We start from the raw sequence: 18,629 nt of genomic DNA on the forward strand, positions 1-18,629 counted from the left end.
CCATTCTACTTTGCATGGGGTTGTTTTCGCGATTTTGTGTCAGCCCTGCCAGCGGCAGGTCTTCAGCCGGCGCTGAGCCGCACGCCGGCGCGCAGAAACTTCTGCGGATCGACCGCGTCACCGTCGATCCGCGTTTCATAATGCAGATGCGGTCCGGTTGAGCGGCCGGTCGAACCGACCGCGCCGATCACTTGCCCGATCTTGATGACATCGCCGACCTTGACGTTGATTTCCGACAGATGGCCGTAGCGGGTCGAGAGCCCGTTGCCGTGGTCGATCTCGACCATCCGGCCGTAGCCGCCGGCCCATCCAGATGACGCCACCTTGCCATTCGCCGTCGCGCGCACGGGATCGCCCATTTGCGCGCGGAAATCGAGGCCGGTGTGCATGGCCGGGCGGCCGAGGAAGGGGTCGCTGCGGACGCCGAAGCCCGAGGTGAACTCGACCTCGCCGATGACGGGCTTGCGATACGGCACCAGCGCCAGCGTCCGGTTGAGACGCTCGACCTGGGCGCGGGTGGTGTTGATGCGGTAGAGCTGGCGTTCGAACGGGCCGGCGTCGGCCCCGAGCTTCACCGGCACGAACGGACCGCCGACGCCGGAGCGCGGTGTCGCGCCTTCCAGTTGCGCCATGTCGAGGCCGAGATCGGTGAACACGCCGCGCATCCGGCGAACGCGTGATTCCATGCCGTCCTCGACCGCGCTGAGCGCGGCCATCTGACGCCGCTCGACCGAATCGAGCGAGGTCTGAAGCCGAACCAAAACGTTGTCGAAGCCTTGAACTTTGGCGAACTGGTTCGGTTGCACCTTGGCGGCAACGGGCGCGCGCGATTCGAGGCGGGCTTCGCGATCCGGCGGCGCCACGAAAATCACGGTGTCGCTGATCGGGGAGGGCTTTGGCGTGCCGGAGGCGGGCTGCTGATCTGCCGTGCCGGTACGGGCCTGCGGCCGAATCGAGCCGGTGGCTGCGGTATCCGGGATCGCGCCGAGCGCGGTGGCACGGGATTCCAGTGCGGTCTGGCGCCGCATGATCTGATCGAGCTTCTGGTCGAACTGCTCCTGATCCAGCAACTGCCGGCTGGTGGTGCGGTCGACCTTGGCCCGCAATTCGGCGATGCGGTCTTCATAGGCGTATTGCATCTCGGCCTGGCGGGCGATCAGCCGGGTCAGGACGTCGTCGCGAAACGCGAAATAGGTGGCGGTTGCGGCCGACCACATCCCGAGTACGACGACCGTGCCGACGACGATCCAGAACACCACCGGCCCGAACCGGACCTGCTTGCCGGCATGGACGATGGCATAGCCATCATTTGCCACCGCAGCCGGGTTTGCGACCGCGGCTTGCGCGCCCGCTGCGCGGCGAGGCGGGAACCGGTTTTGATCATGGTGCTGGTGGTCGGAATGATGACCAGTACGGTACGACATCGGCACTCCCGTGCCGATCGGAGAGGAATTCCGGGACGGCCTCATTTGTGCGGCCGATTTGACCCTCTCATGGTTAATATTTGGGAAATGGGAACCTCTAAAGCGCAGTACTAGCTGGTCAGCTCGCGGGCGGCGGCGAGGACCTCGTCGGCATGGCCATCGACGCGGACATTGCGCCAGATTTTGGCGATCCGGCCGTCGGCGCCGATCAGAACCGTGGTCCGAATGATCCCCATGAAGCTCCTGCCATACATGGATTTCTCGCCCCAGGCGCCATAGGCCTCCAGCATCTCATGGCGCTCATCCGAGATCAGAGGAACGGCAAGCTCATGCTTGTCTCGGAAGGATTCCTGGGCCTTCACCGTGTCGGCCGAGACGCCGAGCACGGCGGTTCCCGATTCGGCGAAGTCGCCCTGGAGGCGGGTAAAGTCGATCGCCTCCCGGGTACAGCCGGGGGTGTCGGCGCGGGGGTAGAAAAACAGCACGAGCTTCTGCCCGGCATAGTCGGCCAGCGAGATGCTGTCGCCGCCGTCGCGGGGCAGCCGGAAGCCCGGAGCCTTGCCGCCTTCGGTCCCGGTCGCCGTCAGTTCCGGCTTTGGGGCGGCGGGCTTTTGAGCGGCAACCTTTTGAGTGGCAACCTTTTGAGTGGCAACCTTTTGAGTGGATGGAGTGGACTTTAACGGTTTCGAGGCGGGCTTATGCGATTCTTTGGCTACGGCCGGTTTGACTTTGGCTGCGGCCGTTTTGGCCGACTTGGCGGATTTCTTGGCGACCGCCTTGCCGGCTTTGGCCTTTGTTTTGGCCGGGGCTTTGGCGGGTACCTTGGCGGTGGTGCGGACAGGCTTCGCCGCGGCGGGCTTTCCAGCGGATGTCTTGCTCGACGTCGTGGAGGATTTCTTGCGCGTTTTCTTGGACATACGCCTTCCTTTCGTCGCTTTCCGCGGCTCAATCAATAGGGTATTGCGGGTCACGTCCCGAACCGTCGGATTCGCTCCGGCTGCTGGGCAAGTTTGATGGCCTCGGAGTATGGTTACAAGGAATTCGACGAACCACCCGTCCGCCCCGTGAAGCGGCATCCCAAAGAGTCCTTGGGCCCGATCACGAGTAACAGTATTAATCGAGGATTGGCAGCGATGCCGGCACAGGAGCGCTCGATACCCATCGATGGGCGCGCCCTTGGCGGCGATCAACCTCAGCGCCTGCACCGAGAGGCAATGGCTAGGAATATTTCGCCCCAAGGATCTGCTGGAGGGTCGAATCCGCGTGCTGAGGCTCAAATCTCGCAATGGGATGATGAGTCCGGCTGGGATCCGGAGAACGACGAGGCGGCGGGGCACCGCGCGCGGCGATTGCTGTCCCGTTCCGATTCCGGCTTTCACCGGATCGGCGATAATTTCACAGCCATCAATCGGTGGGTTACGGGCGGGCGCTGGGTCAAGCGCATCGCGATCGTCGTTGCGGTGCTGGCGGTCATCTTCGCCAGCTGTTTCGGCGGGCTGTGGTGGCGGCTCGGTGCCGGGCCCATCAATCTCGACATGGCGACGCCGTGGCTTGCGGCCGCGATCGAGGACAATATCGGCAACGGCAATACGGTCGAGGTCGGCGGCACCCAGATCGAGCGCGCCGGCCGGATCCGGATCGCGGTGCGAATCCGCGACATCGTGGTGCGCGATCGTGACCACGCCATCGTCGCCACGGCGCCGAAGGCCGAGGTGAGACTGTCCGGCACCGCGCTCCTGATGGGCCGGCTCCGCGCCGAGAGCCTCAATTTGGTCGATGCCGAACTCGCGGTACGCATTACCCCGGACGGCCAGGTCTCGGTGTCGGCCGGTGACACCGCCAAGCCACTCGCTACCGGCGTTACCTCGAAGCGCGACGCCGGCATTGCCCCCACATTCCCCCGCCAGGGCGCGCCATCCGCCGGCGCAACGACCCCCGAGAATACGCCGAACGGATTGCTGGCCGGGCTCGACTGGCTCGACAGCCTGAGCCTGACTGGTCTCGACGGACAGAACCTCAACGAGATCGGTTTGAAGAACGGCAATCTGGTGGTCGACGACCAGCAGCGCGGCAACAAATGGACGTTCGAGAACATCAGCCTCAGCATGCGCCGTCCGAGCGGCGGCGGGGTGGCGCTGAGCTTGGGCGAAGAGGGCGCCCGCCCGTGGTCGCTTCGGGTCCTGGTCGGTCCGCAGCAGAACGGCGTTCGATCGGTCGATCTTCGCGCCGACAAGGTGCCGACCGCCAATATTCTGCTGGCGATGCGGGTCAAGGATCTCACCTACAGCGCCGACCTGCCGCTATCGGGCGAACTGAAGGGCGAACTCGGCCGCGACGGACTGCCGACCTATTTCCGCGGCAAGGTCCTCGCCGGCGCCGGCCACATCATCGACAGCGATACGCCGGATTATCCGATGGCGATCGATTCGGCCGAGATGAACGTCGAATGGGATTCCGGCCGGCGCGTGCTGGTCGCTCCCTTCAAGATCGTTTCCGGCGCCAACCGGGTCACGTTGCTGGCCCATCTCGAACCGCCGAACGGCAATATCACGGACTGGCAGGCGGGCCTGAGCGGCGGCACCATCGTGCTGGCCGGCAACGACAACGACCAGCCGCTGATTTTCAACCGCATCGCGATCGGCATGCGGTTCGATACCGACAAGAAGCGCGTGCTGCTGACCCAGGCCGATATCAGCAATGGCGAGATCGGCATCGCCGGCACGGGCAGCATCGACTATGCGGGCGAAGCGCGCCTTCAGCTCGGCTTTGCGGGAACGCCGATGTCGGCCTCGGCCCTGAAACGGATCTGGCCGATCCTGATCGTGCCGGAAGTGCGCGAATGGGTGATCGAGCGGATCGAGCGCGGCACGCTCCAGCGCATCGAAGTCGGCGTCAATTCGCCGGTGCGCAACCTGTCGCGCAAGGGGCCGCCGATTCCGGATGACGGGCTGTCCGTCAACATCGTCGCGTCAGGCGTCACCGTGCATCCGGTGGACAACATGCCATCGGTTCGCGATGCCGATTTGAAGGCGCGGGTTACCGGGCGAACCGCGACGGTGACTATCGGGCAAGGCGTCGCCGACACGCCGGGCGGGCGCAAGATCAATATTTCGGATTTCAGCTTCGAGGTGCCGGATATGGCGCCGAAGCCAGTGTCCTCGCGGGTCAAGTTCAGGGTCGATTGTCCGGTGCCGGCCGCCGCCGAGATTCTCGCCTCTGATCGCATCAGCGACGTTTCCGGCACCCTGATCGATCCGAACAACAGCAAGGGGACGGTGACCGCCACGTTCTCGCTGGCGCTGCCGGTCGTTGGCGCGCTGACCAAGGCCGACACCGTTTACAGCGTAACCGCCGACCTCGGCGGATTTGCCGCCGACAAACTGGTGATGAACCAGAAGCTGGAAGCCACCACGCTGAAGGTGGTGGCCAACAACGCCGGCTATCAGGTCAAGGGTGACGTCAAGATCAACGGTCAGCCGGCCTCGCTGGATTATCGCAAGCCTGCCGAAGGCGACGCCGACATCAAGCTGCAGGCGACGCTCGATGACGCCAGTCGCGCACGCCTCGGGCTCGACCTTGGACCCGCTGTCTCCGGCGCCATCCCGATCAAGCTGATCGGCAAGATCGGCGATCGCGACAGCAAGGTCGGCATCGAGGCCGATCTGACGTCGTTGAAGCTCGACAACATCCTGCCCGGCTGGGTCAAGGTACCGGGCAAATCCGGCAGGGCGACCTTCACGGTGGTCAAGAAGGAGCAGTCGACCCTGTTCCAGGACATCGTCGTCGATGGCGGCGGCGTCTCGATCAAGGGATCGCTGGAAGTCGATGCGAACGGCGACCTGTTGAATGCGAACTTCCCGACCTACGCGCCGTCGGAAGGTGACAAGGCCACGCTAAGGGCGGAACGCGGCGCCGACGGCGTCGTCAAGGTCACGATGCGCGGCGACGTGTTCGATGGCCGCGGCTTCCTCAAATCGGCGATTTCCGGCAAGGAGGCCGACGCCAAGAGCAAGATCAAGAACATCGATTTCGATGTCGATCTCAAGCTCGGCGCGGTCGCGGGTTTCAACGGCGAGGCCCTGCGCAGCGTCGATGCCAAATTCTCGCGGCGCAGCGGATACATCAAGGCGTTTGCGATCACCGGCAAGGTCGGGCGCGATACGCCGCTGACGGCGGATTTGCGCTCCCGCGCGCAAGGGCAAGGGCAAGGCCGCGACGTGATCGTGCTGCAGACCGACGACGCCGGCGCGTTCTTCCGCTTCAACGACTTCTATTCCAAGATCGTCGGCGGCCAGCTCCAGTTGGCGCTGGAGCCGCCGACGCCGGAAAACAACCCCAAAGAGGGTGTGATCAACGTTCATAACTTCGCCATCAAGGGAGAGGCTTCGCTCGAGCGCGTGGCCGCAGGCGGCGCGCCCGGCAGCCAGGGCAGCGTGTCGTTTTCGGCGCTGCGCGCTGGATTCACCCGCCAGAGCGGCCAGCTCACCATCCGGGACGGCGTCGTCAAAGGCCCGGCCATCGGCGCGACCATCGAAGGCAGCATCGACAGCGTCACCAACCAGGTCCGGATGAGCGGCACCTTCGTGCCGATGTACGGGCTGAACAACATGTTCGGCCAGATTCCGGTGCTCGGACTTTTCCTCGGCAACGGCAACAACGAAGGCCTGATCGGCGTCACCTATGAAGTCGTGGGCACGCCGGCCCAACCGGTGATGCGCGTCAATCCGATCTCGGCGATGGCGCCGGGCTTGCTGCGCAAGATTTTCGAGTTCAATACCGGCAAGCAGAACAACCAGATCGAATTCCCGCCGAATAATTGAAGCAGTCGCAGTCCAGCTCATCAACGTCATTGCGAGCGAAGCAATCCATCTTTGCCGCATCAAGGAAGAATGGATTGCTTCGTCGCTTCGCTCCCTTGCACAAACGCTTCGCGTTTGTTGCAGGCAATGACGGCGGAGACACCCGCGCATTAGCCGGCGTGACGCGGGCAGCCGCTCGAAAGACATGCAAATGAATAAGCTCGGAATGACGTTGCTGTGCTCGCTGGTGCTGATCGTTTCAGCCGGAGCATCCGAGTTAGCGATCGAACCCGGGCAATGGAAAGTCACGTCAACGACAGTGATGAACGGCGCGACCTCGCCGCCGGGGGTGAAGGCGCGTTGCCTCACGCCCGAACAGGCCGGCGACGTCGCCAAAACCTTTGGCCCCGTGAGCGGCACCGTCAATTCGACGTGTGAACCCGCGGAATCCGAAGTGGCCGGCAGAACTCTGAAGTGGCATCTGCAATGCAGGGGACAGTTGGATCTTGACGTCCTGGGCAGCTTCAACTTCGATAGTCCGTCCCACTACACCGCCACGGTCATCAGCAAGGGTCGGATGGCCGGGCAGTTGATCAGCGATGTGAAGACAGAGATCGAAGGCGAGCGTGTCGGCGAATGCCAGTGACACTGACCGCGCTCAGTTCGTCATGCCCGGGCTTGTCCCGGGCATCCACGTTATTTTTGGCCAGCAGCCACTAAGACGTGGTGGCCGGGCATAGGCGAGCGGTAGCGACGCCGTCCTTCGGACGGCTGTGCCCGGCCATGACGAATAGTACGAATTAGCCCAGCCAGGATCTCAGGCCGCGCGCACGCCGGCCAGAAACACATTGACTTCGCCGGAGAGTTGTTCGGCCTGCTTGGAGAGGTCGGACGCCGCCGTCAGCAACAGGCCGGCCGCGCCGCCGGTTTCATTCGCGGCGGCGCTGACGCCCCCGATATTGCTGGTGACTTCCTTGGTCGCCTCCGCCGTCTGCGTGACGTTGCGCGCGATCTCGGCGGTCGCAGCACCCTGTTCCTCGATCGCGGAGCCGATCGATGTCGCGATGGTGGAGACTTCCTCGATGGTGGCGGTGATGCCCTGAATGGCCTCCACGGCCTCCTTGGTCGCGGCCTGAATCTGCGCGATGCGGGTGCCGATCTCTTTGGTCGCTTCGGCGGTCTGGCTGGCGAGGCTCTTGACCTCGACCGCGACCACGGCAAAGCCGCGGCCGGCTTCGCCGGCGCGCGCGGCCTCGATGGTCGCATTGAGCGCCAAAAGGTTGGTCTGGCTGGCGATGCTCGAAATCAGTTCGGCGACGTGCTCGATCTGCTCGGCGCCTTCGGCCAGCGCCCGCACGGTGACGTCGGTGCGGCGGGCCGTCTCGACGGCCCGGCCGGTGATGGCGGCGGATTGCGCCATCTGACGGCTGATCTCGGTGATCGACGACGACAGCTCTTCGGCGGCGGCGGCCACCGTCTGAACGCGGGTGGAAGCCTCGCTGGCGGCCGAGCCGACCAGCGCGGCGCGCTGGTTGGTGCGCTCGGCCGTGCCGGTCATGGATTTGGCGGTGGTTTCCAGTTCGCTCGAGCCCGATGCCATCCGTCCGACCAGTTGGCCGACGGAAGCGTCAAACCGGTCGGCGAGCGCCATGATCGCCTGCCGCTTCTCGTTCTCGGACCTTTGTTTCGAGGCGACCTGTTCCGCTTCCAGCGAACGCGCTGTCATTGCGGTCTGGCGCAGCACTTCCAGCGTTTCGGCCATGCGACCGATCTCGTCGCCGCGTCCGGTCTCCTCGACGGGGTTGTCGAGATGACCCTCGGCAATGCGCTGCATCCGGGACTTCTGGCGGTCGAGTGCGCCGAGAATGTCACGGGCGATCAGCCACGACAGCAACCCCATCAGCACCAGCAGGCCGGCGCCGATCGCACCCAACCGCATCAGCAGCGCGCTGACGTCGGCATCGACGTCGTCGACATAGAGACCGTAGCTCATCACCACGTTCCACGGCGCGAAGCTGCGGACATAGACCATCTTGCGAACCGCCTCGGTCTGTCCGGGGCGCGGATAGAGATACGACGTGGTACCGCCTTCGGGCGACTTCTGGGCGGCGGCGACCTGAGCATCGGCGATCACGACGCCGTTCGAATCTTTCGCACCGGTGATCTTGCCTTCGAGCTGCGGATTGGCGCCGTTGAGGAGTATCGAGGTGTCGGCGTTGTAGGTGACGGGATAGCCCTGGCCCTTGTTGAAGGACATCTTGCGGCCGCGTGCGCGGAACTGGGCCTGCGCCTCCGCCAGTGTCATCTTCCCGGCAGTAACTTCGTCCTGCAGCGATTGCGCCATGCCGAGCAGCAGATCGACCGCCGCGTGCATCTGCGTGACGCGGTCGTCGAGCATCCGGCTGCGGCTGAGCGAGGCCGACACCGCGATCACCGTGCAGATGGTCACCGCAGCCAGCAGGACCATGCTGGCGAGTTTGGTGCGGATCTTCAATCGGCTGAGCGGGATCATTTGCGACCTCTTCTGGAAAGTAACTGTTCAGCGGCGGATAACATGAATCAGATTAACAATCGTGAAAGTGGGCGAAAGCGTCCCTGGACACGTCAAGGATGCGTAGTTCTACCGAAGGATTTTCGCGGGATCGGCTAGCGCCGCAGCGCGGGAACAACCAGGAAGGGAATCAATCCCAGCACCACGTTGACCAGCGCGAACGCGAACAGCGCGTTGTAGCTGTGGGTCCAGTCGTGGATCAGGCCGCCGCTCCACGAGCCCAGACCCGATCCGAGGCCGCTGCCGATCGAGATGGTGCCGTAGATGGTTCCTACCCGCTCGCCGCGAAAGATGTTGAGCGCGGTCGCCGTGATCAGCGGACCGCGCGAGCCGATCATGCTGCCGAAGCAGACCACGAAGCCGGTCAATAGCCAGTAGTTCGGGAAGTATTGCAGCAGCCAGAGCAGGCCGATCCCGAGGATCGAGACGCCGTAGCTGAACAGCACCGACGGCCGGCGGCCGATCAGGCCATCGAGCGTGGAGATGCCGAGCATGCCGAACAGCAGTACGATGCCTGAAAAGCCCCAGGCGGTCGCGGCCTGCAACGGCGGAAATCCGGCATCGATCAGGTAGGCGACGATCTGTGCCGTGATCGCGTACATCGCGACCGCCGTGAAGAAGAACGTCGCAAACAGCGCCCAAAACGCGTGGTGGCGGATCGCGCTGACCAGCGTCCAGCCGGAGTCGACGAAATCTGGATCGGCTTTCTTGGCGATGTGCGGCGAGCCGCTGGCAAACAGCCGCCATGGCATCAGGAGCAGCGGCACCAACAGGCACAACGTCACGACGCCGAACAGGTGATAGGCGTCGCGCCAGCCGATCCGGTCGATCAGTACCTGCGACGCCGGCAGCAGCACCAGGATGCCGGCGCCGGTCGCGGAATAGAGGATCGCCATCGCGGTCGGCAGCCGCGGGCCGAACCAGCGGCCGAGCAGGATCGAATTCGGGACGTTGCCGATAAAGGCAATGCCGAGGCCGACACAGAGGCCGACGCTGAGCTGGAACTGCCAGAGCGTTTGCGCGTGGGACGCAACCAGGAAGGATCCGCCGAGCAGCGCCAGGCCCAGCGCGTAGACGGTGCGGGGGCCGGAGCGATCGAACAGCCGGCCGACCAGCGGCGCCATCAGGCCGCCGGCCAGCCAGGTCAGCGAGTAGACCGAGACCACCTGGGCGCGGTCCCAGCCGAAATCTTCCGAGATCGGCTTGAGGAACACCGTAAAGCTCTCGCCGAGGCCGCGGCCGAGCACGGACAGCGTAAAGCACAGCGCCAGCACGTTGAGCGCCACGCGCCCCGGCTTGAGCGGCTTCGCCGTCGTGTCTCCCCCTGGCGTCGCTTTATCCATCGCCTTACTTTTCCAAGCGCGATCGGACGCAAAACCGGAAGGCCACTTTTGCTGATCGCGCTTGTAGGGAGCGCATTTCCGCGTGCCCCGGCAAGGCTCAAAAACGAATACGCCTATGCAGGCTTGAGCAGGATGTGCTTCTTCCTGCCCATCGACAGCTTGATGACGCCTTCGGGCGTCAGGTGCGACGGCGCCAGCGTCATCTTCTCGTCGGTAACGGCGGCGTCGTTGACGCGCAGGCCGCCGCCCTTGATCTGGCGGCGTGCCTCGCCGTTTGACGCGACCAGGCCGGCCTTGACGAAGGCCGCGAGCACGCCGATCCCGGTTTCGAGTTCGCCACGCGGAATATCCACGGTCGGCAGGTTCTCGGCGATCGCGCCTTGCTCGAACGTCTTCTGCGCGGTCTCCGCTGCCTCATTGGCGGCGTCGCGGCCGTGCAGCAACGCGGTCGCTTCGGTAGCCAGGATCTTCTTGGCTTCGTTGATCTCTCCGCCTTGCAACGCCGCGAGTTTGGCGATCTCGCTTATCGGCAGGATCGTGAACAGTTTTAGAAACTTCACGACGTCGGCGTCCTCGACGTTGCGCCAGTACTGCCAGAAATCATAGGGCGAGAACTGGTCGGCGTTGAGCCAGACCGCGCCTTGCGCGGTCTTGCCCATCTTGGCGCCGGAGGCGGTGGTCAACAGCGGCGTCGTCAGCGCGAACAGTTGCGGCGTGCCCATGCGGCGGCCGAGATCGACGCCGTTGACGATGTTGCCCCATTGATCGGAGCCGCCCATCTGCAGGCGGCAGCCGGTGCGCCGCGACAGCTCGACGAAGTCGTAGGCCTGGCAGACCATGTAGTTGAATTCGATGAAGCTCATTTCCTGCTCGCGTTCGAGGCGCAGGCGTACCGAGTCCATCGTCAGCATGCGGTTGACGGAGAAATGCCGGCCGATGTCGCGCAGCATCTCGATCCAGTTCAGCCTGGTCAGCCACTCGGCGTTATCGAGCATGATCGCGTCGCTGTGGCCGGACCCGTAGCGCAGCACCTTTGAAAACACGCCGCGGATCGAGGCCTTGTTGGCCTCGATTTCCGCCACGCTGCGGATCGCGCGCGATTCATCCTTGCCGGAGGGGTCGCCGACCATGGTGGTGCCGCCGCCCATCAGCGTGATCGGCTTGTTGCCGCTCTCCTGCAGCCAGTGCAGCATCATCATGGTGAGGTAGTTGCCGATGTGCAGCGACGGCGCGGTGCAGTCATAGCCGACATAGGCTGTCGCCTCGCCCTTGGCGGCCAGCGCGTCGAGGCCGTCGAAGTCGGAACATTGATGGATGAACCCGCGTTCGCTCAGGATGTTAAGGAAATCCGATTTAAATGCGGTCATTGGTCTGCAGCTCTGATCATTCTATTTTCACGGTAATTGTAGCAATCCGGGGAACCATAGCGGAACAGGCTGCCGCAATCGCGCCGATGTGGCATTATAAGATGTGTGTGTTTGGCACAAGCTGGTCGTCGTCGGCGGGACGGATCGAGCAGGGCGTTGCGAAGGCACGACGACAATGATGTTGACGGCGTTAGGTCTGATGAGCGGCACCTCGCTCGACGGGGTGGACGTCGCCTTGATCGAAACCGACGGCCGCCGGGTGAGCGCCTTCGGGCCGTCCGGATACCGGCCTTATACCGAATCCGAGCGCAATCTGCTGCGTCAGGCGCTGTATGAGGCGGTCGACCTGCCGCAGCGCGATGCCCGGCCCGGCTGCCTGCGCGAGGCCGAGCGGGCCGTTACCGCGGCCCATGCCGAGGCGGTGGCCGCTTTTGTCGCGCAGCACCGCATGGCCTATTCGGACATCGATATTGTCGGCTTTCATGGCCAGACCGTGCTGCACCGGCCCGAGCGCCGGCTGACCGTGCAGATCGGCGACGCCGCCACGCTGGCCAAGGCGATCCATATCCCGGTCATGCATGATTTCCGCGCCGCCGACGTCGAGGCCGGCGGGCAGGGCGCGCCGTTCGTGCCGGTCTATCACCGGGCGCTGGCGCAGTCGCTGGAGCGCGAGGGCCCGATCATCGTGGTTAATATCGGCGGGGTCTCCAACATCACCTATATCGACGGCGACACCCTGATCGCCTGCGACACCGGGCCCGGCAACGCGCTGCTCGACGACTACATGTCCAAGTTCCTCAATCAGCGTTTTGACAACGAAGGGCGTACCGCCGCCCAGGGCACGGTCGATGTGGGCTGGATCAACCGCGCGCTGAAACTGCCGTTCTTTACGCTGCCGCCGCCTAAATCGCTCGATCGCAACGACTTTGCTTCCCTCAAGCTCGGCGATAAGGACCCCTTGGATGGCGCGGCGACCCTGACTGCGTTCACGGCCGAGGCGATCGCCCGGGTGGTGCCGCTGCTGCCGAAGGAGCCCAAAAGCTGGATCGTGGCCGGCGGCGGCGCCCGCAACCTGACCATGATGCGGATGCTGCGCGAGCGGCTGCAGCCGGCAGTCGTACAGGCGGCCGACGCGCTTGGCTGGGCTTCCGATGCAATCGAGGCGCAGGCCTTCGGCTTCCTCGCCGCGCGCGGTCTGAAAGGCTTTCCGCTCAGCTATCCCACTACCACTGGGGTGCCGATCCCCATGACCGGCGGGGTCATCGCGCGACCGTGAAGGTGAGGCCCGTGGATCGATCTTGACGGCTACATGCAGATGCATCTAGTTTCGATGCAGATGCATGGAGCGAGATCGTCATGACGCCGAAATTGACCTTGATCAGCCACACCCTTTGTCCCTACGTGCAGCGCGCCGTGATCGCGCTGACCGAAAAGGGCGTGCCGTTCGAGCGCATCGACATCGACCTCGCCAACAAGCCGGACTGGTTCCTGAAAATATCGCCGCTCGGCAAGGTGCCGGTGCTACGGGTTGCGAGCGACGACGGCGAGGTGGCGTTGTTCGAGAGCAACGTGATCTGCGAGTACATCGAGGACACCCAAGGCGGCGCCAAACTGCATCCGCAGGACCCGCTGCAGCGGGCGCAGCACCGGGCCTGGATGGAATTCGGCTCGACGATCCTGGGCGAATTATGGGGTCTGGAGACCACCGGCGATCCGGCGGTGTTCGAAAGCAAGCGCAAGGCGGTCGCGGCCAAGTTCGCGCAGGTCGAGCGTACGCTCGGCGCGGGACCTTTCTTTGCCGGCGAACGGTTCTCCTTGGTGGACGCGGTGTTCGCGCCGATCTTCCGTTACTTCGATGTGTTCGATCGGTTGATCGATCTCTCGGTGTTTGCCGATACGCCGAAGGTGCGAGCGTGGCGCGAGCAGTTGGCCAAGCGCCCGAGCGTGCGGTCGGCCGTCGGCGCGGACTATCCGCAATTGCTGCATGCGTTCCTGGTCCGCCACGACGCGCATATGCTGAAGCTGGCGGCGTGACGTAGGGTGGTTAGCGAAGCGTAACCCACCGCGGTCTCGAGACGCGGTTGGCTCTGTCGGTGGGTTACGGCTTTGCCTAACCCACCCTACGAAGCACCGTCACGCCCGCAGCAGTGCGGCCATCTCGTTCCAGTGATAGATGCGCACCTTCTCCGTCTGATGTTGCGCGGCTTTGGCGATCGCCCGCGCGATCTCCTCGCCGTCCAGTCCGCGATACCGATCGACCGGTCCCACGAGCAGCGGATTGATCACGTTCCACACGGCGATGATCATTCGTTCCCCCGGCCGCTCCTCGTCGCGCTGTCCCATAATCATCGACGGACGAAAGATATGCGTATGATCGAAATCCAGCGCGAGAACATCGCGCTCCACTTCACCCTTGGTGCGGACATAGAACAGGCTTGATCCGGCGTTGGCGCCAACGGCCGTGACCAGGAACACCGACCTGGCGCCGTTCGCCTTGGCGATCTCGGCGGCCAGCACCGGATAATCGTGATCGATTTTATAGTACTCCGCCTCATCGGGCGTATGTTTGCGCGTCGTGCCCAGCGCGATGAAGACCTCGTCCGCCACCAGTTGCGGTTTCAGTGCGGGCAGCAAGGCGAGGTCGCCAATCAGCGTAGTCAGCTTGGCGTGACTGAGCGCCAGCGGCTTTCGCACCACGGCGATGACCCGTTCGTAATCCGGGTTGCCCAGCAGTGCGCGCAGGAGATGCGAGCCGATAAATCCGGTCGCGCCGAAGACAATTGCCTTTTTCATGTCGGGCTGGTCTCGCAGTGAGCTGTATGGGTTAGCGAAGCGTAACCCACCACCTTTTTCTTGCGCGTGTTGTGGTGGGTTACGGCTTCGCCTAACCCACCACAGCTACAATTCCGCCGCCATCTTGGCGAGCGCGGCGACCGTGTTCATGTTGCGCGCCGTGCCGGTCTTTGCCGCCGGCACGACCAGCTTCGACTGCCCCATGCCATCGCCGTAGTGAATGTAGATCTCGCGTCGGCCGAGCTTGATCGCTTCATCCTTGCGGCCCTTGACGGCTTTGAGCGTATCGCCGGGTGGCGGGGCATCGAGAAATACCGCCATGGTGCGGTTGGCCGGCGCTTTCGGAAATGGATTGTCTGATAGCACGGCCTGCATCTCGGCGAGCGTGCGCACCATGACGCCGACCGGTTTGCCGGCGTAGCTTTCAAGCGCTGCTTCCAGCGCCTTCTTCACGGCGGATTCGGATTTACGGCTGGTGAACACCACATTGCCGCTGGCGATGTAGGTGCGGACGCCGGCAAATCCCAGCGCCTCGCACATCGCCTTTAATTCGGTCATCGGCAGCTTGCCGGTGCCGCCGACATTCACCGCACGAAGCAAGGCAATGAAGGCGGCCACGGCGAACTCTATGGCTTAGCGGACGTTGGCGAGCCGCATGTCGAGATAGCCGGTCACGGTTTCCATCAGCGGCTGCAGCTTGCCGTCGAAGAAATGGTTGGCGCCGGGGATGATCTGCTGATCGATCACGATGCCCTTTTGGGTCTTCAGTTTTTCGACCAGCGTGTTGACGTCCTTTGGCGGCACCACCGCATCCTTTTCGCCGTGCACGATCAGGCCGGACGACGGGCAGGGCGCGAGGAAGGAGAAGTCATAGAGGTTGGCGGGCGGCGCGATCGAGATGAAACCCTCGACCTCGGGCCGGCGCATCAAAAGCTGCATGCCGATCCAGGCGCCGAACGAAAAGCCCGCGACCCAGCAGGCGCGCGCTTCCGGGTTGATGGTCTGCGCCCAGTCGAGCGCGGAGGCCGCATCCGACAATTCGCCGGTGCCGTGATCGAACGAACCCTGGCTGCGGCCGACGCCGCGGAAATTGAAACGCAGCACCGAAAAGCCGCGATGCGCGAACGCGTAATAGCACTGGTAGACGATCTGGTGATTCATCGTGCCGTGAAACTGCGGATGCGGATGCAGGATCATCGCGATCGGCGCGTTCTTCTGCTTGGCCGGATGGTAACGGCCTTCGAGGCGGCCTGCGGGGCCGGTGAAAATAACTTCAGGCATTGATGATCCCTAGGCAACGGACGTGATCTGGCGGGGTGATACGATCAGGCGTCGTTGGGAGATGCGCGAACGGCGCTTCCGGTGAATTGGTGGCGGCGTTCTAGCATGAGGCGAGGGGCAAAAAGCAAGCATCTTGAACATCCCGAAGTGTGTTCAAGGCGTTAGCCAAGAACTTGCTGGCCCCGGTTTGCAGAAGACGCGGCGATCCCCAATTGCCATAAGGCTGCTGGCAGCGATGCGGCAGGTGCACCATGTGTCGGCATACGAATGAAGGTAATATTGTAGGGATGTCTGAGCGAGTCTATCTCGACTGGAATGCGACCACGCCGCTGCGCCCTGAGGCGAAGCGGGCGATGACGGCCGCATGGGAGATCAGCGGTAACCCGTCCTCGGTCCATGCCGAGGGTCGCCAGGCGCGCCGGCTGGTCGAGGATGCCCGGGCTGCCATTGCGGCGGCGGTCGCGGCCCGGTCGCACGACGTGGTGTTTTGCTCAGGCGGCACCGAAGCCAACGCGCTGGCGCTGACGCCGGGGCTGCGCCGTGGGACGGGGCAAGGCGTGCAACGGTTGCTGGTCTCGGCCATCGAGCACACCTCGGTACTGGCAGGCGGGCGATTTCCGGCTGCATCGATCGGTACGATCAAGGTTACCGGCTCGGGGCTGGTCGACCTCAACCACCTGCGCACCTTGCTGGCCGCAGGGTCTCCGGCGCTGGTGTCGGTGATGCTCGCCAACAACGAGACCGGGGCCGTTCAGCCGGTCTCTGAGGTCGCTGATGTGGTGCATGAAGCAGGTGGCCTGCTGCATGTCGATGCGATCCAGGCATTGGGAAAAATATCTATTGATATCAATCTGTTGAAGGCTGATCTGCTGACGCTTTCTGCACACAAGATCGGCGGCCCGAAGGGCGCCGGCGCGGTGGTGCTGGCCGAGGGCGCGCACGGCCTGGAGCCGCTGTTGCGCGGCGGCGGCCAGGAACTGGGGCGCCGGGCCGGCACCGAGAACGTCGCTGGGATTGCGGCCTTCGGCGCCGCGACCAAAGCAGCCATCGCCGCTCTGCCTGGGGATGCGACCCGGCTAGGCGCGCTGAGGGAACGCCTCGAGCGGGGTCTGAAGCAGACGCCGGGAATGATCGTGTTTTCGGAGGCCGCGCCACGGCTGCCGAATACCACGCTGTTCACGGTTCCCGGGCTTAAGGCCGAAACGGCCGTAATCGGCTTCGATCTCGCCGGAATTGCGGTATCATCGGGTTCCGCCTGCTCTTCCGGCAAGGTCCAACCTTCCCATGTCCTTGACGCGATGGGGTTCCCCAAGGACCTGGCACAGGGAGCGGTGCGGCTCAGTCTGGGCTGGTCTACCTCCGAGGCAGACATTGATATGACCCTGGAGGCTTGGCGAAAGCTCGCCGATGGCTTACTTAGAGGACAGCGACGAAACACAGCTTGAACCGTTCTAAGCCGGTTTCGTCGCAAAACTTCGAATTCGACTTTTGCGATTGATCCACCGCGGTCCTTGAAACCGCGAGCGGAGGATAAGAATGCCAGCCGTCCAAGAGACAGTCGAGCGCGTCAGGCGCATCGACGTCGATCAGTATCGATATGGGTTTGAGACCGATATCGAGTCCGACAAGGCGCCCAAGGGGCTGTCGGAAGACACTGTCCGCTTCATCTCCGCCAAGAAGAACGAGCCGGCCTGGATGCTGGAATGGCGGCTGGAAGCCTATCGCCGCTGGCTGACCATGACCGAGCCGACCTGGGCCCGCGTCGACTACCCCAAGATCGACTATCAGGATCTCTATTACTATTCGGCGCCGAAGCCGAAGAAGCAGATCGGCTCGCTCGACGAGATCGACCCTGAAATCCTGAAAACCTACGAGAAGCTCGGCATTCCCCTTCGTGAGGTCGAGGTGCTGGAAGGCGTCGTGCGCCCCGAAGGCGAGCGGCGAATCGCTGTCGACGCGGTGTTCGACTCGGTTTCGGTCGCGACCACCTTCCAGAAGGAACTGAAGGCGGCCGGCGTGATCTTCATGCCGATCTCGGAAGCGATCCGCGAGCATCCCGAACTGGTGCAGAAGTATCTCGGCACTGTCGTGCCGACCACGGACAACTATTTCGCGACGCTGAACTCGGCTGTGTTCTCCGACGGCTCGTTCGTCTACGTGCCGCCCGGCGTGCGCTGCCCGATGGAATTGTCGACCTATTTCCGCATCAACGAGCGCAACACCGGCCAGTTCGAGCGCACGCTGATCATCGCCGACAAGGGCGCCTACGTCAGCTACCTCGAAGGCTGCACCGCGCCGCAGCGCGACGAGAACCAGTTGCACGCTGCCGTGGTCGAACTCGTCACACACGACGACGCCGAGATCAAGTATTCGACGGTGCAGAACTGGTACCCCGGCAATTCCGAAGGCAAGGGCGGCATCTACAATTTCGTCACCAAGCGTGGCGACTGCCGCGGCAGGAATTCGAAGATCTCCTGGACTCAGGTCGAGACCGGATCGGCGATCACCTGGAAATATCCGAGCTGCATCCTGCGCGGCGACAATTCGCGCGGCGAATTCTATTCGATCGCGATCTCGAACGGTCATCAGCAGGTCGACTCTGGCACCAAGATGATCCATCTCGGCAAGAACACCACCAGCCGGATCATCTCCAAGGGCATCGCCGCCGGCGTGTCGCAGAACACCTATCGCGGCCTCGTCACGGCGCACCGCAAGGCCACCGGCGCCCGCAACTTCACCGCCTGCGACTCATTGTTGATCGGCGACAAGTGCGGCGCGCATACGGTGCCATACGTCGAAGCGAAGAATTCCTCGGCGCTGTTCGAGCACGAAGCCACCACGTCGAAGATTTCAGAAGACGTGCTGTTCTACTGTGTGCAGCGGGGCTTGAGCCAGGAAGAAGCCGTCGGTCTCGTGGTCAATGGTTTCGTGAAAGACGTGCTGCAGCAACTGCCGATGGAATTCGCAGTTGAGGCGCAGAAGCTGATTTCGATCAGCCTCGAAGGTTCGGTTGGATAAACCCATCGCCCTGTGAGCCGCGCCTACGGCGCTGCTCGGGCGAGAATGAACGG

The 18,629-nt window shown here is 63.6% G+C and carries 14 protein-coding genes; 6 read left to right on the forward strand and 8 right to left on the reverse strand.

Going from position 1 to position 18,629, the window contains the following annotated elements:
• Positions 1–62: 62 nt before the first annotated feature.
• Together BLS26_RS34010 and BLS26_RS34015 are read right to left on the reverse strand one after the other, a co-directional pair.
• On the reverse strand, positions 63–1,424 hold the full coding sequence (locus BLS26_RS34010) for a M23 family metallopeptidase (RefSeq protein WP_092516891.1): 1,362 nt from the start codon (positions 1,422–1,424) through the stop codon (positions 63–65).
• Positions 1,425–1,534: 110 nt separating this feature from the next.
• On the reverse strand, positions 1,535–2,341 hold the full coding sequence (locus BLS26_RS34015) for a peroxiredoxin (protein WP_092516893.1): 807 nt from the start codon (positions 2,339–2,341) through the stop codon (positions 1,535–1,537).
• 216 nt (positions 2,342–2,557) lie between these two features.
• Here BLS26_RS34015 and BLS26_RS34020 point away from each other — a divergent pair, with 216 nt between their 5' ends.
• Together BLS26_RS34020 and BLS26_RS34025 are read left to right on the forward strand one after the other, a co-directional pair.
• Positions 2,558–6,244: a DUF3971 domain-containing protein gene (locus BLS26_RS34020; protein ID WP_092516894.1), complete on the forward strand. Its 3,687-nt coding sequence runs from the start codon at positions 2,558–2,560 to the stop codon at positions 6,242–6,244.
• Positions 6,245–6,449: 205 nt separating this feature from the next.
• Positions 6,450–6,869, forward strand: a complete 420-nt coding sequence (locus BLS26_RS34025; RefSeq protein ID WP_157676665.1) for a DUF3617 family protein — start codon at positions 6,450–6,452, stop codon at positions 6,867–6,869.
• A 171-nt stretch (positions 6,870–7,040) separates the two neighbouring features.
• On the opposite strand, the gene BLS26_RS34030 is transcribed toward BLS26_RS34025, so the two are convergent.
• From BLS26_RS34030 to tyrS, 3 genes are all read right to left on the reverse strand, one after another.
• The gene (locus BLS26_RS34030) at positions 7,041–8,735 is read right to left on the reverse strand and encodes a methyl-accepting chemotaxis protein (RefSeq protein ID WP_092516896.1); all 1,695 of its coding nucleotides are present in this window, start codon (positions 8,733–8,735) and stop codon (positions 7,041–7,043) included.
• Positions 8,736–8,869: 134 nt separating this feature from the next.
• Positions 8,870–10,117 carry an MFS transporter gene (locus BLS26_RS34035; protein ID WP_092516897.1) on the reverse strand — a complete coding sequence of 416 codons (1,248 nt, stop codon included), beginning with the start codon at positions 10,115–10,117 and terminating at the stop codon, positions 8,870–8,872.
• Positions 10,118–10,230: 113 nt separating this feature from the next.
• Positions 10,231–11,484, reverse strand: a complete 1,254-nt coding sequence (tyrS, locus tag BLS26_RS34040) for a tyrosine--tRNA ligase (RefSeq protein ID WP_092516898.1) — start codon at positions 11,482–11,484, stop codon at positions 10,231–10,233.
• A gap of 175 nt (positions 11,485–11,659) precedes the next feature.
• Here tyrS and BLS26_RS34045 point away from each other — a divergent pair, with 175 nt between their 5' ends.
• Positions 11,660–12,760 carry an anhydro-N-acetylmuramic acid kinase gene (locus tag BLS26_RS34045; RefSeq protein WP_092516900.1) on the forward strand — a complete coding sequence of 367 codons (1,101 nt, stop codon included), beginning with the start codon at positions 11,660–11,662 and terminating at the stop codon, positions 12,758–12,760.
• 80 nt (positions 12,761–12,840) lie between these two features.
• Positions 12,841–13,518 carry a glutathione S-transferase family protein gene (locus BLS26_RS34050; protein ID WP_092516902.1) on the forward strand — a complete coding sequence of 226 codons (678 nt, stop codon included), beginning with the start codon at positions 12,841–12,843 and terminating at the stop codon, positions 13,516–13,518.
• A gap of 99 nt (positions 13,519–13,617) precedes the next feature.
• Here the strand turns inward: BLS26_RS34050 and BLS26_RS34055 are convergent, their stop codons facing one another.
• From BLS26_RS34055 to BLS26_RS34065, 3 genes are all read right to left on the reverse strand, one after another.
• Positions 13,618–14,277, reverse strand: coding sequence for an oxidoreductase (locus tag BLS26_RS34055; protein ID WP_092516904.1), 660 nt, complete (start codon positions 14,275–14,277; stop codon positions 13,618–13,620).
• A 105-nt stretch (positions 14,278–14,382) separates the two neighbouring features.
• Complete coding sequence (locus tag BLS26_RS34060; RefSeq protein WP_092516906.1) at positions 14,383–14,895, reverse strand: DUF1697 domain-containing protein; 513 nt, start codon at positions 14,893–14,895, stop codon at positions 14,383–14,385.
• 15 nt (positions 14,896–14,910) lie between these two features.
• Positions 14,911–15,558, reverse strand: a complete 648-nt coding sequence (locus tag BLS26_RS34065; RefSeq protein ID WP_074829094.1) for an alpha/beta hydrolase — start codon at positions 15,556–15,558, stop codon at positions 14,911–14,913.
• A gap of 287 nt (positions 15,559–15,845) precedes the next feature.
• Here BLS26_RS34065 and BLS26_RS34070 point away from each other — a divergent pair, with 287 nt between their 5' ends.
• Positions 15,846–17,003, forward strand: coding sequence for a cysteine desulfurase family protein (locus BLS26_RS34070; protein WP_092516908.1), 1,158 nt, complete (start codon positions 15,846–15,848; stop codon positions 17,001–17,003).
• Positions 17,004–17,094: 91 nt separating this feature from the next.
• Entirely contained in the window at positions 17,095–18,576 is a 1,482-nt protein-coding gene (gene sufB, locus BLS26_RS34075) for a Fe-S cluster assembly protein SufB (RefSeq protein ID WP_092516910.1), read from the forward strand.
• Positions 18,577–18,629 lie beyond the last annotated feature (53 nt).

The organism is Afipia sp. GAS231 (genome assembly GCF_900103365.1).
In the GTDB taxonomy this organism is placed as follows: Bacteria; Pseudomonadota; Alphaproteobacteria; order Rhizobiales; family Xanthobacteraceae; genus Bradyrhizobium.